The sequence below is a fragment of the Oricola indica genome (genome assembly GCF_965227485.1).
In the GTDB taxonomy this organism is placed as follows: domain Bacteria; phylum Pseudomonadota; class Alphaproteobacteria; order Rhizobiales; family Rhizobiaceae; genus Oricola; species Oricola indica.
Genome location: NZ_OZ245747.1, coordinates 4,063,089 through 4,078,504 on the forward strand (window position 1 = coordinate 4,063,089; position 15,416 = coordinate 4,078,504).

14 protein-coding genes and 2 pseudogenes are annotated in these 15,416 nt (G+C 62.1%); 4 read left to right on the forward strand and 12 right to left on the reverse strand.

Translation table 11 applies throughout. The features are described 5' to 3' along the window. Nucleotides 1-3: 3 nt before the first annotated feature. Nucleotides 4-893, forward strand: a pseudogene (locus tag ACQK2M_RS20260) (IS3 family transposase); the annotation flags it as partial. Nucleotides 894-1,076: 183 nt separating this feature from the next. Then, nucleotides 1,077-1,550: a hypothetical protein gene (locus ACQK2M_RS20265; protein ID WP_425419286.1), complete on the forward strand. Its 474-nt coding sequence runs from the start codon at nt 1,077-1,079 to the stop codon at nt 1,548-1,550. Here ACQK2M_RS20265 and ACQK2M_RS20270 read toward each other — a convergent pair. The 4 genes and pseudogenes from ACQK2M_RS20270 to ACQK2M_RS20285 all read right to left on the reverse strand — a co-directional run bounded on the left by ACQK2M_RS20270 (nt 1,536) and on the right by ACQK2M_RS20285 (nt 5,640). After that, complete coding sequence (locus ACQK2M_RS20270; protein ID WP_425419287.1) at nt 1,536-2,342, reverse strand: nucleotidyl transferase AbiEii/AbiGii toxin family protein; 807 nt, start codon at nt 2,340-2,342, stop codon at nt 1,536-1,538. The two genes, ACQK2M_RS20265 and ACQK2M_RS20270, sit on opposite strands and share 15 nt — an antisense overlap. Nucleotides 2,343-2,374: 32 nt before the next feature. Next, nucleotides 2,375-2,575 (reverse strand): annotated as a pseudogene (locus tag ACQK2M_RS20275) (Arm DNA-binding domain-containing protein); the annotation flags it as partial. A 303-nt stretch (nt 2,576-2,878) separates the two neighbouring features. Continuing rightward, complete coding sequence (gene guaA, locus ACQK2M_RS20280) at nt 2,879-4,450, reverse strand: glutamine-hydrolyzing GMP synthase (RefSeq protein ID WP_223478483.1); 1,572 nt, start codon at nt 4,448-4,450, stop codon at nt 2,879-2,881. Nucleotides 4,451-4,815: 365 nt separating this feature from the next. Further along, nucleotides 4,816-5,640, reverse strand: a complete 825-nt coding sequence (locus ACQK2M_RS20285; RefSeq protein ID WP_425419288.1) for a hypothetical protein — start codon at nt 5,638-5,640, stop codon at nt 4,816-4,818. Nucleotides 5,641-6,121: 481 nt separating this feature from the next. Between ACQK2M_RS20285 and ACQK2M_RS20290 the strand changes: the two genes are divergently transcribed. Beyond that, nucleotides 6,122-7,381, forward strand: a complete 1,260-nt coding sequence (locus ACQK2M_RS20290; RefSeq protein WP_425419289.1) for an MFS transporter — start codon at nt 6,122-6,124, stop codon at nt 7,379-7,381. 39 nt (nt 7,382-7,420) lie between these two features. Here ACQK2M_RS20290 and ACQK2M_RS20295 read toward each other — a convergent pair whose 3' ends face one another. The 8 genes from ACQK2M_RS20295 to katG all read right to left on the reverse strand — a co-directional run bounded on the left by ACQK2M_RS20295 (nt 7,421) and on the right by katG (nt 14,257). Next, on the reverse strand, nt 7,421-7,927 hold the full coding sequence (locus tag ACQK2M_RS20295; RefSeq protein WP_425419290.1) for an N-acetyltransferase family protein: 507 nt from the start codon (nt 7,925-7,927) through the stop codon (nt 7,421-7,423). Continuing rightward, nucleotides 7,924-8,532 (reverse strand): 5'-methylthioadenosine/S-adenosylhomocysteine nucleosidase, encoded by a 609-nt coding sequence (locus ACQK2M_RS20300; protein WP_425419291.1) that lies wholly within the window; start codon nt 8,530-8,532, stop codon nt 7,924-7,926. Before ACQK2M_RS20300 ends, ACQK2M_RS20295 begins: the two co-directional genes overlap by 4 nt. Before the next feature lie 2 nt (nt 8,533-8,534). After that, the gene (locus tag ACQK2M_RS20305) at nt 8,535-8,981 is read right to left on the reverse strand and encodes a PaaI family thioesterase (RefSeq protein ID WP_425419292.1); all 447 of its coding nucleotides are present in this window, start codon (nt 8,979-8,981) and stop codon (nt 8,535-8,537) included. Nucleotides 8,982-9,012: 31 nt separating this feature from the next. Next, the gene (locus ACQK2M_RS20310) at nt 9,013-9,720 is read right to left on the reverse strand and encodes a Crp/Fnr family transcriptional regulator (RefSeq protein WP_425419293.1); all 708 of its coding nucleotides are present in this window, start codon (nt 9,718-9,720) and stop codon (nt 9,013-9,015) included. Nucleotides 9,721-9,848: 128 nt separating this feature from the next. Next, the gene (locus ACQK2M_RS20315; RefSeq protein ID WP_223478491.1) at nt 9,849-10,328 is read right to left on the reverse strand and encodes a TspO/MBR family protein; all 480 of its coding nucleotides are present in this window, start codon (nt 10,326-10,328) and stop codon (nt 9,849-9,851) included. Between the two features lie 71 nt (nt 10,329-10,399). Next, nucleotides 10,400-11,686, reverse strand: coding sequence for an RsmB/NOP family class I SAM-dependent RNA methyltransferase (locus ACQK2M_RS20320; protein ID WP_425419294.1), 1,287 nt, complete (start codon nt 11,684-11,686; stop codon nt 10,400-10,402). Between the two features lie 93 nt (nt 11,687-11,779). Further along, complete coding sequence (locus ACQK2M_RS20325; protein WP_425419295.1) at nt 11,780-11,956, reverse strand: hypothetical protein; 177 nt, start codon at nt 11,954-11,956, stop codon at nt 11,780-11,782. 132 nt (nt 11,957-12,088) lie between these two features. Beyond that, on the reverse strand, nt 12,089-14,257 hold the full coding sequence (gene katG / locus ACQK2M_RS20330; protein ID WP_425419296.1) for a catalase/peroxidase HPI: 2,169 nt from the start codon (nt 14,255-14,257) through the stop codon (nt 12,089-12,091). A gap of 204 nt (nt 14,258-14,461) precedes the next feature. On the opposite strand from katG, the gene ACQK2M_RS20335 reads away from it, so the two are divergent. Further along, nucleotides 14,462-15,382 (forward strand): LysR substrate-binding domain-containing protein, encoded by a 921-nt coding sequence (locus ACQK2M_RS20335; RefSeq protein ID WP_425419297.1) that lies wholly within the window; start codon nt 14,462-14,464, stop codon nt 15,380-15,382. Nucleotides 15,383-15,416: the final 34 nt, after the last annotated feature.

The following is a 15,416-nucleotide window of genomic DNA, read 5'->3' on the forward strand; positions in this document are numbered from 1 at the left end:
CAGATGAAAGCATCGAGGTTCACGGACGCGCAGAAGGCGTGCATTGTCAAACAGGGCGAGGACCGCATTGCGGTTGTCGAGTTTTGCCGGCAGGCGGGCATCCGCCAGGCGACATACTTCAACTGGAAGTAGAAGTATGCCGGGCTGATGCCCTCGGAGATGAAGCGGCTGCGGGAGCTGGAAGAAGAGAACAACCGGCTCAAAAAGATCGTTGCCGACCTGTCGCTCGACAAGGTGATGCTGCAGGATGTTCTCAAACGAAAAATCTAAGGCCTGACCGGAAGAGAACGCTGGTCGACATCATACGATCGGAAAGGGTGATCTCGATCCGCCGCGCCTGTGCGGTGATCCTGTTCGATCCCAAAACCTATCGGTACAAGTCTCGTCGACCCGGTCATGCCGCTTTGGAACAGCGGATAAAGGCGATTTGTGAGACCCGTGTGCGTCTCGGCTACCTGCGCGTGCATGTGCTGCTGCGGAGAGGGGGTTGGGAGGTCAATCAGAAGAAGACCTACAGGGTTTACAAGGAGTTGGGCGTGCTGCTGCGCAACAAGACTCCCAAACGGCGGGTCAAAGCCAAGCCTCGAGATGATCGCAACGAGGCGGTCGGCCCCAACGATGTCTGGGCGATGGACTTTGTCCACGACCAGCTGGCAACCGGACGAAAGTTCAGGGTGTTGACCGTGGTCGACACCTACTCCCGCTATGTCCCTGTACTCGATCCACGGTTCAGTTATCGCGGCGAGGATGTGGTTGCAACGCTGGAACGGGTCTGCGGTCGGATCGGCTATCCAAAGATCATCAGGGTAGACCAGGGGTCGGAGTTCATATCACGCGACATGGATCTGTGGGCCTATCAGCGCGGCGTGATCCTCGACATCTCACGCCCCGGATATCGGATGTCCCTGCCACTTGGCTTCCAGCAGATAGACGTCGCTGCTAAGCTGGAAGCTGCCGTCGATCTGTTCGCCGCGGAGCCGGAATGGTTCCTGGGCGGCCAATCCGAAGGTATCGAACAAGTCCTTGAGAAATGTCTCGTACGCGTAGCCTCGAGCCTGGGGAGCAAGTGATGAGATTTGGATGAGGTCCGACTTCGCCTTTTCGATCTTCTTGCTGTCGATGGCAGTAGCTGCAGCATTTGTCGCGGCCGATGGCCGGGTGGATTTGCCCGAGAGACGATTGATAAGCGCCTGATAGCGGTCTTCGGCATTCTTGACCGGGTCCTTCGTATCATTGCGGGCAAGGTACTCGACCCGGTGCTCCCACAGCGCTGCGAGAGTGCGAACTGCTGTGGCATCATCACACTGCTGAAGGAAGTATCGCAGGCGCTTGCCTTTCGAACCACCCTTCACAGAGTATTTCGGGTCATCGATATCGACCTGGAGTTCCGACGCAAAGAACTCGGCAAAGCTCGAGTCGGAGAAGTCCAGCACGAAACCCTGCCCTCGGACGAAGTCAACGAGATCATCTACAAGACGGAGATCGATGGATCGTATCGAGCTAATAAGGCCTCCCCCACAGCTTGGGAAAATGAGCTAGCTATTTATTGATTCCTGAAGCTTTCCGATTTTGGCAAGTATCTCGTCGAACGAGAGCGGATTTTCGTCAAACATCATGGGTGCCATGGCACGATAATCGGAGCGTAAGTCTTTGATCCGGGGCTCGCTGGGCATCAGTAACAACGTTCCTGGTCGCGCTGTCTCGTAACTGGCCCAACCTGAGCGAAAGAAGGTGGCCTTGTGCTTTGCCACTGTGGCCAGGAGTTCAAGATCAGCCGCGGCGGCCCTGCCCTCATCGGAACCGAATAGCATGGCGAGATCGTAGTAGTGTCGCGAGAAATATTGCGGCGTGGGCGACTCCGCCGGACGATTCGCCTCCGCGTGCAAGGCGGTCGCCTTTTCCCAGAAGGTTCTCCGTGCCGAAAGTACCGTGACGGTCGTGTCCGGATCCTCGAAGAAGTCAGGGAAATCCTCTGCCGCGTAGGGCCGAATGACCTTCTTTTCTGCGGGCCATGGATCACCTCGCGCGCCGAGTTCCAGCTTCACCCGCGGTGTGATGTAGGCCATCCCTTGATATTCTGAGGCAGGCAGCGCGATCGGGTAGTGAAAGTTCAATGTCTGCGCGTCAGCCTCATCGATTGAAAGCGACCACTCCTCTTTTTGTGGCTCGCCGAGTTCATCGACGAACGCCGCGTGAAGTGCCGGAAGCAGGTTGTGGGCGATGTGTTTCTCCACATCGCCCACAAGATCGTCAATGAGCCGTCCTGCCTTCTTTCGGCTTAGACCCTCTTTCTCCGGATCGCGATCACCTGTGTAGCCGAGATGAGCCCGATCGAACGACAAGTCGATGTCCTCCGAAAAGCGCCTGACGATTTCTCCCGGGCAATCGCTAGAGATATCCCGACTCTTCCATAACGACCTAAGACGATGGTTTCTCGTCGGCCGTTGAGACGGTAGTCGTAGCGGAACGTGACGGCACCGCTCGAACTGACATGAGCGTACATCCCGTCCCGATCGGCGACCTTGTATGGTTTTCCCTTTTGTTTCAGCTTCTTAAGTGCTGCGTCGGTGAGCATTTCAGCCTCCACAAGACAGCAAAATACCGTCAGCCCGAAAACAGGCTGTTTCGCATGTCTTTACTCAATGAAATCAGTGGGTCGGGGCAGAAAAATACCGTCACAACCACCGAACGGACTGACGGTATGCGGCAACGCGCCCAGGTTCAAGCCTTCCGCGTCCCGTCAGATATACCGTCAAAGCGGTTTTCATGCCCAAACTAGCGAAAACCGGCCAGGGCCGGATCAGATTGGAAAGTTTATTGATTTCAATAGATTAAGGCTGGCGGAGATTTCCTCACGCCAGCCTCTACTGGAAAATCACTATTCCCATTCGATCGTTCCCGGCGGCTTCGAGGTGACGTCGTAGACGACGCGGTTGATGCCGCGGACCTCGTTGATGATGCGGGTGGCCGTGTTGCCGAGGAAGCTCATGTCGTAGTGGTAGAAATCCGCGGTCATGCCGTCGACGGAGGTGACGGCGCGAAGGGCGCAGACGAATTCGTAGGTGCGGTAGTCACCCATCACGCCAACAGTCTGGACAGGCAGCAGGACGGCGAAGGCCTGCCAGATGTGGTCATAGAGGCCGGCGGCGCGGATTTCCTCGAGATAGATCGCGTCGGCCTCCTGCAGGATGCGGATCTTCTCGCGCGTGACACCGCCCGGGCAGCGGATGGCGAGGCCCGGACCGGGGAACGGGTGGCGGCCGATGAAATGTTCGGGAAGCCCGAGCTCGCGGCCGAGCAGGCGGACCTCGTCCTTGAACAGTTCGCGCAGAGGCTCGACAAGCTGCATGTTCATGCGCTCGGGCAGGCCGCCGACATTGTGGTGCGACTTGATGGTGACGGACGGGCCGCCGGAAAAGGAAACGCTCTCGATCACGTCGGGATAGAGCGTGCCCTGGGCGAGGAAATCGGCGCCGCCGATCTTGTTCGCCTCTTCCTCGAAAACGTCGATGAAGAGCCTGCCGATGGTCTTGCGCTTCTTCTCGGGGTCGGCCTCGCCTTCCAGCGCGTCGATGAACAGGTCCGCCGCGTCCACATGGACCAGCGGGATGTTGTAATATTCGCGGAACATCGAGACGACCTCGGCCGCCTCGTTTTTGCGCATCAGGCCGTGGTCGACGAGGATGCAGGTCAGCTGGTCGCCGATCGCCTCGTGGATCAGCACGGCGGCGACGGAGGAATCGACACCGCCCGACAGTCCGCAAATGACCTTTCGGTCGCCAACCTGCTCGCGAATCGCGGCGATGGCCTGTTCCTTGTAGGCGGCCATGGTCCAGTCGCCCTTCAAACCGGCGATGCGGTGGACGAAATTGGCCAGCAGCTTGGCGCCGTCGGGCGTGTGCACCACCTCCGGGTGGAACATGGTCGTGTAATATTTGCGGCTCTCATCGGCGGCGATGGCGAAGGGCGCGTTGGGCGAGGTGCCGATCACCTCGAAGCCGTCGGGCAGTTCGGTGACGCGGTCGCCATGGCTCATCCAGACAGGGTATTTCGAGCCCTTGGTCCAGAAACCGTCGAAGAGCGGGCTTTCCTTGAGGATCTCGACATCGGCGCGGCCGAATTCGCGGTGATGGCCGCCCTCGACCGTGCCGCCAAGCTGGTGGCAGAGCGTCTGCTGGCCATAGCAGATGGCGAGGATCGGCACGCCGGAATCGAGAACCGCCTGCGGCGCGCGCGGGCTGCCTTCGTCGGGCACGGAGGACGGGCCGCCGGAGAAAATCACCGCCTTTGGCTTGAGGCGCTCGAAGCCTTCCTCGGCGGACTGGAACGGCACGATCTCGGAATAGACACCGGCTTCGCGGACGCGGCGCGCGATGAGCTGGGTCACCTGGCTGCCAAAGTCGATGATGAGGACGTTTTCGGGATGGATGGTCAAGTCGGGAGCGTTCATGAAGCGGCTTTAATGCGAGTCCGCCCGGCTTTCAATTGCTGCGCTGCAATGCCCACCGGGATTTGCGGGACTTACCGCTGTTTGAGAACTTGCACCGAGGCCTATCCCACCCTCCGTCATCCTCGGGCGAGAGCCGACGACCCAATCCGTGAAACTTGAGACCGCCACCGATGACGGAGGCTGCCACTTCATTCTGGATATTCGAAGCGGTGTCGAAGTCTCCGGAATGGGTCCTCGGGTCAAGCCCGAGGATGACGACCTATGGTTGGCCTCTCCGCCAATCGCCGGTATCCAGCCAAGCGGCATTATCGCCAAACCACATTGCGGTCTGGCGTCCGTCTCACCGAAGTATCCATCCTCCCCATTCAAGACGTGTTCCAGGCTTCGAGCCCGAGATAGTTGCATTCCTTCAGCACCTCCTCGATCTCGGTCTTGGGCCGTTTCCTCCATCCGGGCGGAGAGCCGGGGCGGAAGGGGCTGAAACGGATTGGCCGGCCGGAACCGGCGGCGCGGCGTGCGCGCCAGCGGGCCAGCCGCAGCGCCTGGCCGTCCAGATCGTCCAGCGCATTGGCGAGCGCGCGGATGCGCCGGCCGAGCGCCCTTGCATCGACCGGTTCGTTCGGCCGCGAGGCCGGGACGATCACTCCGTCGGAAGGATTGGCGAGCGCGGCGATTTCCGCCTCTGCCAGCCACGGTTCGGCGAAGGGCTTGAACGGGTCGAAGAGGGCGAATGCGGGTTGTGGCGTGTTTTGCGCGGTGTCGGCGGCTTTTCGCGGCGTCTTTTCACGCACGCCATCCTCTTGCTTGACGCGAGGATTCGCTCCGTCGAGCCGGAGAACGCCGGCGATGACAGAAGATGGCTCCTCGTTCTCGGTCTTCGAAGCGGTGGCGGCGTCTCCGGAATGGGTCCTCGGCTCAAGGCCGAGGATGACGGAGTTTGGTGACTTCCTCTGGCGCTCTGTAACGGGCTGCACAGTGATCATCACCAGCTTGCAGGCGGCCATGGCGATCAATCGGCGCGCGGCGAATTCGGCGGGGCGGAGAAGCGCGAGGATGCGCAGATAGAGATAGCGCGGCAGGGTGTCGGCAGTGCGTCCTGCATGAATCCCGGCCATGACGATCAGCCGCCCGGCGATGGTGCAGAGTATCTCGCAGTTGCGATCGACCGCCCTGCGCCAGTTGAACTCCATGCCTCATGCGCCTCCGTTTGGTGCGAGGATTGTGAGGGGAGGTTTGGGGGTGGTGGATGAGAACGTTTTGTGCCCATTGGCCTATAAGGTCGCAAGGGACTGAATTCGCGAGGACTCTTTGATTGTCGCTTCGCGACGACCCCCACCCTTCATCCCTCCCCACAAGGGGGAGGGAAGCCGGCCGCATCGCCGTTCGTGCCTGGCTCATCGTGGGAAGTGGGACGTTCAGTGCTGGTGACCTCCCTCCCCCTTGTGGGGAGGGATGAAGGGTGGGGGTACTCCAGAAGACGCCACTTGGATCCGGCACTCCGCGTTCAGCACTCGACACGGTTCACCGGATCGTTTCGCCCTATCCGGCCCCCATTTCAGGCCCTGTGTCGTAAACAAACGCCCAAGCGGCGCTGGAACGGGGGTTGCGGCGGGCGGTCTGGGTGAAGTTGACTGAGGGGAATGAATTACCCGGTGCGTGAAGGGACGTCGCATGTTCAAGACATTGTCCGGGGTGTGGGCGCTTCTGCTCGGCATCTTGCTGATCATGCTGGGCAACGGCATGCAATTCACGCTGATCGGCCTGCGCGGCGGCATCGAGGGGTTCTCGGCGACCGCGCTGGCGGTCGTCACCTCGGCCTATTTCGCAGGCTTCCTGTCGGGTGCGCGCTTTACGCCGGTGCTGATCCGGCGTGTCGGCCATGTCCGGGTTTTCGCGGCGCTGGGCAGTTTCATGTCGGCGGCGTTGATCAGTTTTCCGCTGGTGACCGAACCCTGGGCGTGGACGCTGCTGCGGCTGCTGGTGGGGTTCTGCATGTCGGGCATCTATGTCACCGCCGAAAGCTGGCTCAACGATGCGTCCACCAACGAGACGCGGGGCCAGGTGCTGGCGGCCTACATGATTGCGCAGACGCTGGGCATCATCGGCGCGCAATGGCTGCTGACATTCGGCGACGCCGGCACGTCGGTGCTGTTCATCGGCGCGTCCATCCTGGTCTCGATCTCGTTTGCGCCGATCCTGCTGTCGGCCAGCCGGACGCCGACGACCGAGGTGGCGCGGCCGATGCCGTTGCGCGAACTCTTCGGTGAATCGCCGCTCGGCACGGTCGGGATCTTCCTGCTCGGCAGCATCTACGCCACCCAGTCGGGCATGGGGGCCGTGTTCGGCTCACAGATCGGCATGGCCGCGGACCAGATCGCGCTGTTCGTCGCGATGCTGTTCGCGGGCGCGCTGGTGCTGCAATATCCGATCGGCTGGCTGTCGGACCGGGTCGACCGGCGCCAATTGATCTTCGGGGCGTCGGCGGGCGGTGTCATCTTCTGCGCGGTCGGGTTCCTCTCCGGCGGGCAGGTGTGGTTCCTGATGCTCTCCGCCTTCATCGCCGGCGGTGTGACCACACCGCTCTATGCGCTGTTCCTGGCCTATACGAACGATTTCCTGACGACCGAGCAGATGCCGGCGGCGTCCGGCGGCCTCGTCTTCACCTTCGGGCTCGGGGCAATCGCCGGCCCGCTGGCGACCGGCTTCGGGATGGAGCGTTTCGGCCCCTTCACCTTCTGGGTGGTGCTGGGCACGACATTCGCGGCCATCGCGCTCTACGCGCTCTACCGCATGACCCGGCGCGCGCCCGTCCCGGTCGCCGACACCGAGAGCTATCTCGGCGTCCTGCCGACCGCGACTCCCGTGGCGGTGGAGGCGGCGGGAACATGGGCGGCCGAAAATGCCGAGGCGGGCTCGGACGCGGAGGAGTGAGCGCAGCCGCGAACGAAGGGCATCGCCGAGGCGGGCGGCCTAGTCGGAGATGACGCGGTAGCCCTTGGAGATGCGGTCGACGCGGTGGCCGGATTTCAGCGGCACTTTCTCGTCGACCTTGTAGGTCACGAAGCCCATCCGGTCGTAATAGGCGAGGCCACCGGCATTGTCCGCGCGGATGGTGGCGTTGATGGCCGCGAGTTCGAAACGGCGGGCCTGGGTCAGCGTCTCCGCAAAGAGCGCGCTTCCGACGCCGGACGTTTGCGAACCGACGCGCGCGAAGGTGGCGATGTCGGCCCAGTCCTCCGGCAGCTTTTCATGGGCGGCGAGGACCTGGAACCCCAGCAGGTCGCCACCCGAAGCTTCGGCGACCATGAAGGATATCTGGATCTGGGACCGGAAGAAGGTATCGAGAAAGCTCTCGATCGTCATCGGCGTTTCCATCGCCGTGGTCCCGCCGATGCGGATAATCTCGTTCAGCAACGCGCAAAGGCCCGGTATGTCGGCTGGACCGACGGGCCGGACCGCGAATTCTCCAGCGCTCATTCCAGCAGGCCGGCCTCGATCGCCGCCTCGACGCGGTCGACGGCATCGGCGAGTTTCTCGTCGATGACGTGGAGATATTGCGTCCAGTCATCGTAGTGATGCAGGTCGCCGGCACCGTCGGATACGCCGCGCAGGCCGATCAGCGGTATGTAGTATCCCATGCAGGCACGCAGGAGCGCGAATGTCTCCATGTCGACCATGTCCGCATCGATACCGTCATAGGCCGCGCCCGACACGATGTTGCCGCCGGTCGAAAGGCGCACCGCGGGCAGTCCCTCGATGCGGTGGGGAAGCTCCAGCTCGACCGGAAGGTCCAGAAACGGGGTCTTCCCCTTTTCGAAGCCAAGCGGCGACGCGTCCATGTCCCGATAGGAAACCGAAGCGACCTGGAAGACCTCGGCCTGCTCCAGCGAGCGCGACCCGGCGGAGCCGAGCGATACGACGACGTCCGGCTTGCCGGCGGCGAGCGCGCGGGCGAGATTGACCGCCGCCTCGACGGGTCCGACGCCGCAGATCAGCGGCTCGAAACGCGCTTTGAGATGCGGCCCATATTCGGGATCCGCCGCCATCACGTAGAGCACCTTCGCGTTTCCGACTGTCTTCATCTTCAATCCTTCACATCGTCGCGGCCATGCACGCACATCATGGTGGCCGTCATCGTCGCTATGCGTTTCGTCGTTTCCCCGGTCACGGCATAGGCGGTGCCGTCCACCACCGTGATCGTGCGCCCCGGCTTGACGACGGTTCCCTCGAAACGGAACCGCTCTCCCCTGGCGGGCGCGAGCAAATTCACCTTGAACTCGATGGTGAGAATTCCCGCGTCCTCCGGCAACAGCGTCAAGGCGGCAAATCCGCAAGCCGAATCCAGTGCCGCAGAGATCATGCCGCCATGGATGAAACCATGCTGTTGCGTGAGTTTGCGATCGTGGGGCATGACGATTTCGACCTGCCCCTCCCGCACGGCAGCCAACGTCGCGCCCATGGTTTGCATGGCGGGCTGGCGGGCGAAGGAGTCGCGGACGCGACGCTCGAAATGAAGCATGGCGTCTGTCATCGGGTCACGCCGCTCTGGTCTGTCACGGTCATCATGCGGTTTCCGGTGCGTTTGCGCTCACGGAAAAGGCGTTCATGCGCGCGATCTTTTCAAGCAGGTTGCGCGATATTCCCGCATGCAGCGCATGCCGGACCGGCTCCACCCTGGCGACGAGCCTTTCCAGCGCGGCGCGCTCGAAGACGAGCATCTCGCAAGGCTCGAGCGTGGAGGCGGTGGCGTTGGCTTCTCCTCGCGAAAGCAGGCTCATCTCGCCCAGGAAGTCTCCCTTCCCGCAGGTTCCGATGACGACGCCGTGCTGGACGATCTGAACCTTGCCGGACACGACGAAATAGAGCTTGTCCGGAACGGTGCCCTCGGTGACGATCACCTGCCCGCCGGGCACTGTTTCGTGGCGCGCCTGATGCACCATCTTGGCGGCATGGACCGGCTTCAGATCCATCAGCGCGCGGGTGACGAAGTCGCGCTCGGCTCCGTCGAACTGGCCGGGGCGGTTTTCGTACCAAAGCAGGAACAGTTGCGCGACATTGACCGTCACGTAGCAGGCTTCCCAGAACGCGCTGACATAATCGCCGCGCACGAGACCGAAATAGATGAGCGCGACAAGACCGGACAGGATCGCGAAAAAACGCAGCCATGACATGGTGCGCATGATCATGGAGACGATCGCCAGGACGTAGGTCAGATGACCGAAAATGTTTTCGTAGGCGGTAAAATCATCAAGAAACTGCGCAAATTGCATCGGGACAGACCGGGTCGGGAATAGGGATTTCGCCGGACGTCCGGCATGGAACGCGAAATACTCGCGCGGTCAGCCGCGAAATCCAATCGAAAAAGTCATCTTTCCCTATCCGGCCGTCCCCAGTGGCGTCAGTTCAGCCACCAGATCGACAGGTTCAACAGACCGGCAAACGTGACCCAGCAGGCATAGGGCACAAACAGGAGAGCGGAGATCCGGTCCGGTTTCCAGGTCAATTGAATGAACAGAACGATCAGCGCCAGCATGACGGTGAGGACCAGCAGGGCAAGACCGGTGGTGTGCATGCCGAAAAAGGCGGGCGTCCAGATGAAATTGAACAGGAGCTGCCCGAACCACAATTGCATCGGAAGGCCGGCGGGGCCGCGCCGCCAGGTGCGCCAACCCGCGATCGCGATCATCAGGTAGAGCAGGGTCCAGACCGGCCCGAAGATCGCGTTCGGCGGATTGAACCAGGGTTTTTCGAGGCCGGCATACCATTCGCCCGGCGTGAAGGTGATGCCGATCAGAGTGCCTCCCGCCATGACGAAGAACACGAACAGGACGAGGGTAACCCACTTCCAACCGTTGTCGCGGGCATGAACATGCTGCATCGAAACCTCCAGCAAATCGCTATTATGACAGTACTACGCAGAACACCCGCTTCGGGTTCACATTTCCGGCGTTATTTGCGCCGCTGCATGACCGCGAAGAAGAAGCCATCGGTCCCGGTGGAGCGCGGTGTCAGCGTGATGCACTTCATGTCCGCCGACCAGGGTTGCGGCTTGTCGAAGCCGAAAAGATCCTGCCAGACCTCGCCGGCCGACAACAGGTCGTAATCGCCGTGCCGGTCGCCGAATGCATAGACCTGGTATTCGTTTTCCTGCGAGAACACGGAACAGGTGACGTAAACCAGGAAGCCACCGGGCTTCACATAGGCTGACGCCTTGTCGAGCACGTCGGCCTGCTCCTCGATCCGCTTTTCCAGCGCCGAAGGCTGCAGCCGCCATTTCGCGTCCGGATTGCGCCGCCAGGTTCCCGAACCGGTGCATGGGGCATCGACGAGCACACGATCCATCTTGCCCGCGAGCGGGGATAGATCGGCATCGGCGGCATGAACCTGCACATTGCGCGTGCCCGCGCGCTTCAGCCGCTCGAAGATCGGCGCCAGCCTGTTCCTGTCGGCGTCCCAGGCGTGAACCTGACCCTTGTTGTCGAGCGCAGCCGAAAGCGCGAGCGTCTTGCCGCCGCCGCCCGCGCAGTAATCGAGCACCTGCTCGCCGGGCTGGGGGAAAACGAGGTCGGCGACGATCTGGCTACCCTCGTCCTGGATTTCGAACCAACCCTTCTGGAAGGCGGGCTCGGACTGGACATTGGGCATCCGGGCAGCGCCCCTGCCCGCCGCGATACGCAGGCCCTGACGGGCGATGGCGGTCGGCTTGGCGCCGAACTTCGCGAGTTGCTTCTGCACCTTGTCGCGATCCGCCTTCAGGGTGTTCACGCGCATGTCGAGCGGCGCGCGTTCCGACAGGGCGGCCGCCTCGGCGATCCATTCGTCGTCGAAATTCTCCTCGAAATAGTCGGCGCACCAGTCGGGAATATCGGCCTCGACATGCGGCTTGGCGAAGGCGAAATCGCGCTTGGCTGCCGCTTCGAGGCTCTGTTCCGGTATCTCGGGTGCGAATTTGTCGTCGGCGAAGGCCTCGCGCATCTGATCGAGCGACACGTTCCACTGTCGCCACAAGGTGCCGAAGGCGAGCGCCCTGCCCCCGTCGTCATTCATCAGGTGCGCGGTGGACAGCTTCTTGCGCAAAGCGTCATGGACCAGATTGCCGATCGCGGCGCGATCTCCGGATCCCGCGAAGCGATGCGAAAGGCCCCAATCCTTCAGCGCATCCGCCGCCGGACGTTTGCGGTCCGCAATGTCCTGCAGCACTTCGATGGCCGCGCCGACTCGTCCGCCAAGACGCATGGTTTTCGCTCCGTTGGAAATTGGAGCGTGGTTACAGAGCGGCCGGACGCTTGGCAAGCATGCGAGACGAATTGCCCTTGGGATCGGGCTTATTCAGCCGGTTACAGCCGGGACGGCCATCTGGACGCCGAGATAGTAGGGCCAGATCACTATCGCGAGGACCCCTTTCCAGAAACCCAGGTCCATATAGCCCAGGGTGAACAGCCAGCCGGCGCACCAGACCAGGCCCAGGCCGCCATGCTGCTCAATCTTGATGCGCTGCTTGTCCATGATCGCCTCCGTGCTTCCAGCGAAACGCCGACGTTACGCTGAAATGATGGGGAAGCCATTGGCGACGATCAATGACAGAAAAAGCCGGCGCGGAGACCGCGCCGGCTCTTATCGTTTGTGCTTTCGCCGTGATCAGACGTCGAAGCGGTCCGCGTTCATGACCTTGGTCCAGGCGGCGACGAAGTCCTTGACGAACTTCTGCTCGCCATCGTCCTGGGCGTAGACCTCGGCATAGGCGCGCAGCACCGAATTGGAGCCGAAGACCAGATCCATACGCGTCGCGGTCCACTTGGCCGTGCCGCTCTTGCGGTCACGGATTTCGTAGATGCCGCCATCCACAGGTGCCCAGCTGTTGGCCATGTCGGTCAGGTTGACGAAGAAATCCGTCGTCAGCGCGCCTTCGCGGTCGGTGAAGACACCGTGCTTCGTGCCGGCATAGTTGGCGCCCATGGCGCGCATGCCGCCGACCAGAACGGTCATCTCGTTGGCCGTCAGACCCATGAGCTGGGTGCGGTCGAGCATCAGTTCCTCAGGGCTGACCGCATAGTCTTTCTTCAGCCAGTTGCGGTAGCCGTCGGCGAGCGGTTCCAACACGTCGAAGGAGTCGGCATCGGTCATCTCGTCGGTCGCGTCGCCGCGGCCCGGCTTGAAGGGAACCGTGACGTCGTAACCGGCTGCCTTGGCAGCCTTCTCGACGCCGACACTGCCGGCAAGGACGATCACGTCGGCGACGCTGGCGCCGTATTCCGCCGCGATCGGCTCAAGAACGCCGAGGACCTTGGCGAGACGGGCCGGCTCGTTGCCCTCCCAATCCTTCTGCGGCGCGAGACGGATTCGCGCACCGTTGGCTCCGCCCCGCATGTCGGAGCCGCGGAACGTGCGGGCGCTGTCCCATGCGGTCGAAACCAGTTCGGCCACGGACAGTCCGGACGCGGCGATCTTCGACTTGATGGCGCCGACATCGTAGTTGGTCGGGCCGGCCGGAATCGGGTCCTGCCAGATCAGGTCTTCCGCAGGCACATCCGGACCGACATAGCGCGCCTTCGGGCCCATGTCGCGGTGGGTCAGCTTGAACCATGCACGGGCGAAAGCGTCCTTGAAATACTCCGGATCGGCCATGAATTTCTGGCAGATCGCGTTGTAGGCCGGGTCCATCTTCATGGCCATGTCGGCATCGGTCATGATCGGGTTGTGACGTTTGGAGGGATCGGTCGCGTCGAGCGGCTTGTCCTCTTCCTTGATGTTCACGGGTTCCCACTGGTTGGCGCCGGCGGGGCTCTTCTTCAGTTCCCACTCGTAGCCGAACAGCAGGTCGAAATAGCCCATGTCGAACTGCGTCGGGTTGGTCGTCCATGCGCCTTCGATGCCGGACGTCACCGCATTGGCGGCCTTGCCGCCCATGTTGGGGTTCGCCCAGCCGAGACCCTGCATTTCGGGGCCAGCGGATTCCGGGTCGGGACCGAGCGCTGACGCGTCGCCGTTGCCATGCGTCTTGCCGACGGTATGGCCGCCTGCGGTCAGTGCGACGGTTTCCTCGTCATTCATCGCCATGCGGGCGAAGGTCTCACGCACCTGAGCGGCCGTCTTGAGCGGGTCCGGCGTGCCGTTCACGCCTTCCGGGTTGACGTAGATCAGGCCCATCTGAACAGCGGCCAGCGGGTTTTCCATCGTCGACGGATCGTCGACGTCCTCGTAACGGCCGTCGCTGGGAGCCAGCCATTCCTTCTCGGCGCCCCAATAGACGTCCTTTTCGGGATGCCAGATGTCCTCGCGGCCGAAGCCGAAGCCGAACGTTTTAAAGCCCATGGATTCATAGGCGATATTGCCCGCCAGGACGATCAGGTCGGCCCAGGAGACCGCGTTGCCGTATTTCTTCTTGATCGGCCACAGCAGACGGCGGGCCTTGTCGAGGCTGACATTGTCCGGCCAGGAATTGAGCGGAGCGAAGCGCTGATTGCCGGTGCCCGCGCCGCCACGGCCATCGGCCAGGCGATACGAACCGGCAGCGTGCCACGCCATGCGGATCATCAGGCCACCATAGTGACCCCAGTCCGCCGGCCACCAGTCCTGGCTGTCGGTCATCAGGGCGTGGAGATCTTTCTTGAGCGCCTCGATATCGAGCGTCTTGAGCTCTTCGCGATAGTCGAAGTCCAGCCCCATCGGGTTGGTCTTGGAGTCGTGCTGGTGGAGAATGTCGAGATTGAGCGAATTCGGCCACCAATCCATCACCGAACTGCCGGTATGCGTGTTGCCGCCATGCATTACGGGGCAACCGCCCGCCTTATCAACTTTCGCGTCCATTACTGTCTCCCGTTGTGACCGCATTTATCTGGGGTTTGTTCCGTACATGATGATCATGTCTTCCGGGTGTCGTTACCCGACGTGCAATTTGCCGCGCATTCGCACGGCACGCCTCCCTTCACTGGAACAGTTCCAAATTACAGATGCGCCAGCCCGGCCATAATTTCAAATTGTAATTTCCAATCTTGATGATAAGAAAAACCTATGAAGCTCACGCTCAAGCAAATGCACTATTTCGACGCCCTGGCGCGCAGCCTGCACTTCGGAAAAGCGGCGGCATCGGTCAATATTTCGCAGCCCGCGCTGTCGGCCCAGATCATGGACATGGAGGCCCGGCTGGAGCGCAAGCTGGTTGAACGCCGCCATGGCAAGGTGGTGCTCACGGAGGCCGGCCAGCGGCTCCTGCCGCATATCCGCCGCATCCTCGGCGACGTCCAGTCGCTGGAGGAAATGGTCTCGCAGGATCGCGGCCTGCTGGTGGGAAACCTTCGGGTCGGCATGATCCCGACGATCGCGCCATATTTGTTGCCGAAGCTGATCCCGCATCTTCAGGCGCGCTTTCCGAAACTGGACCTGAAGGTGCGCGAGGCGATTACCGACACGCTGACCCGCGAACTCGTCGAAGGACAGCTCGACGCGATCGTCGCCGCCGAACCGATCGCCGAAGCCGGACTTCATACCGAGCACCTCTTTCGCGACCGGTTCTTCATCGCCAGCGCCGCGAACGGCGCCGACGTCCTGCATTCGCCGCTGGCCGAGGACCAGGTCGCGCTCGACCGGTTGCTCCTGCTCGACGAAGGCCACTGCCTGCGCGACCAGGCGCTGGCGGTCTGCGCCAAGGACAAGGAGCGCCGGCTCGTCAATTTCGGCGCCACCTCGATGACGACCCTGCTGCAACTGGTTTCGAACGGCCTTGGCCTGACATTGCTGCCGGAAATCGCTATCCCGGTCGAAACCGCGCATCTGCACAGCCTGACAATCACGCCATTCGCCGATCCCGTGCCGCATCGTGACATCGCATTGTTCTGGCGCAAATCCTCGCGGCGGCTTCCCGATTTCGGCGCGCTGGCCGGCGCGATTACGCACGTGGCGGGCGAAATCCTGCCCGAGGCGGAAGCGGCCTAGCCCATTTCAGGTTGCAGCAGAATCAAGAAGCGCT

What these genes read in the sequence shown, in the direction of transcription:
- guaA (WP_223478483.1), bottom strand. Translation starts at nt 4,450, where the DNA reads ATGAACGCTCCCGACTTGACCATCCATCCCGAAAACGTCCTCATCATC.
- ACQK2M_RS20325 (WP_425419295.1), bottom strand. Translation starts at nt 11,956, where the DNA reads ATGGACAAGCAGCGCATCAAGATTGAGCAGCATGGCGGCCTGGGCCTG.
- katG (WP_425419296.1), bottom strand. Translation starts at nt 14,257, where the DNA reads ATGGACGCGAAAGTTGATAAGGCGGGCGGTTGCCCCGTAATGCATGGC.
- ACQK2M_RS20320 (WP_425419294.1), bottom strand. Translation starts at nt 11,686, where the DNA reads ATGCGTCTTGGCGGACGAGTCGGCGCGGCCATCGAAGTGCTGCAGGAC.
- ACQK2M_RS20285 (WP_425419288.1), bottom strand. Translation starts at nt 5,640, where the DNA reads ATGGAGTTCAACTGGCGCAGGGCGGTCGATCGCAACTGCGAGATACTC.
- ACQK2M_RS20310 (WP_425419293.1), bottom strand. Translation starts at nt 9,720, where the DNA reads ATGCAATTTGCGCAGTTTCTTGATGATTTTACCGCCTACGAAAACATT.
- ACQK2M_RS20295 (WP_425419290.1), bottom strand. Translation starts at nt 7,927, where the DNA reads ATGAGCGCTGGAGAATTCGCGGTCCGGCCCGTCGGTCCAGCCGACATA.
- ACQK2M_RS20315 (WP_223478491.1), bottom strand. Translation starts at nt 10,328, where the DNA reads ATGCAGCATGTTCATGCCCGCGACAACGGTTGGAAGTGGGTTACCCTC.
- ACQK2M_RS20305 (WP_425419292.1), bottom strand. Translation starts at nt 8,981, where the DNA reads ATGACAGACGCCATGCTTCATTTCGAGCGTCGCGTCCGCGACTCCTTC.
- ACQK2M_RS20300 (WP_425419291.1), bottom strand. Translation starts at nt 8,532, where the DNA reads ATGAAGACAGTCGGAAACGCGAAGGTGCTCTACGTGATGGCGGCGGAT.
- ACQK2M_RS20290 (WP_425419289.1), top strand. Translation starts at nt 6,122, where the DNA reads ATGTTCAAGACATTGTCCGGGGTGTGGGCGCTTCTGCTCGGCATCTTG.
- ACQK2M_RS20335 (WP_425419297.1), top strand. Translation starts at nt 14,462, where the DNA reads ATGAAGCTCACGCTCAAGCAAATGCACTATTTCGACGCCCTGGCGCGC.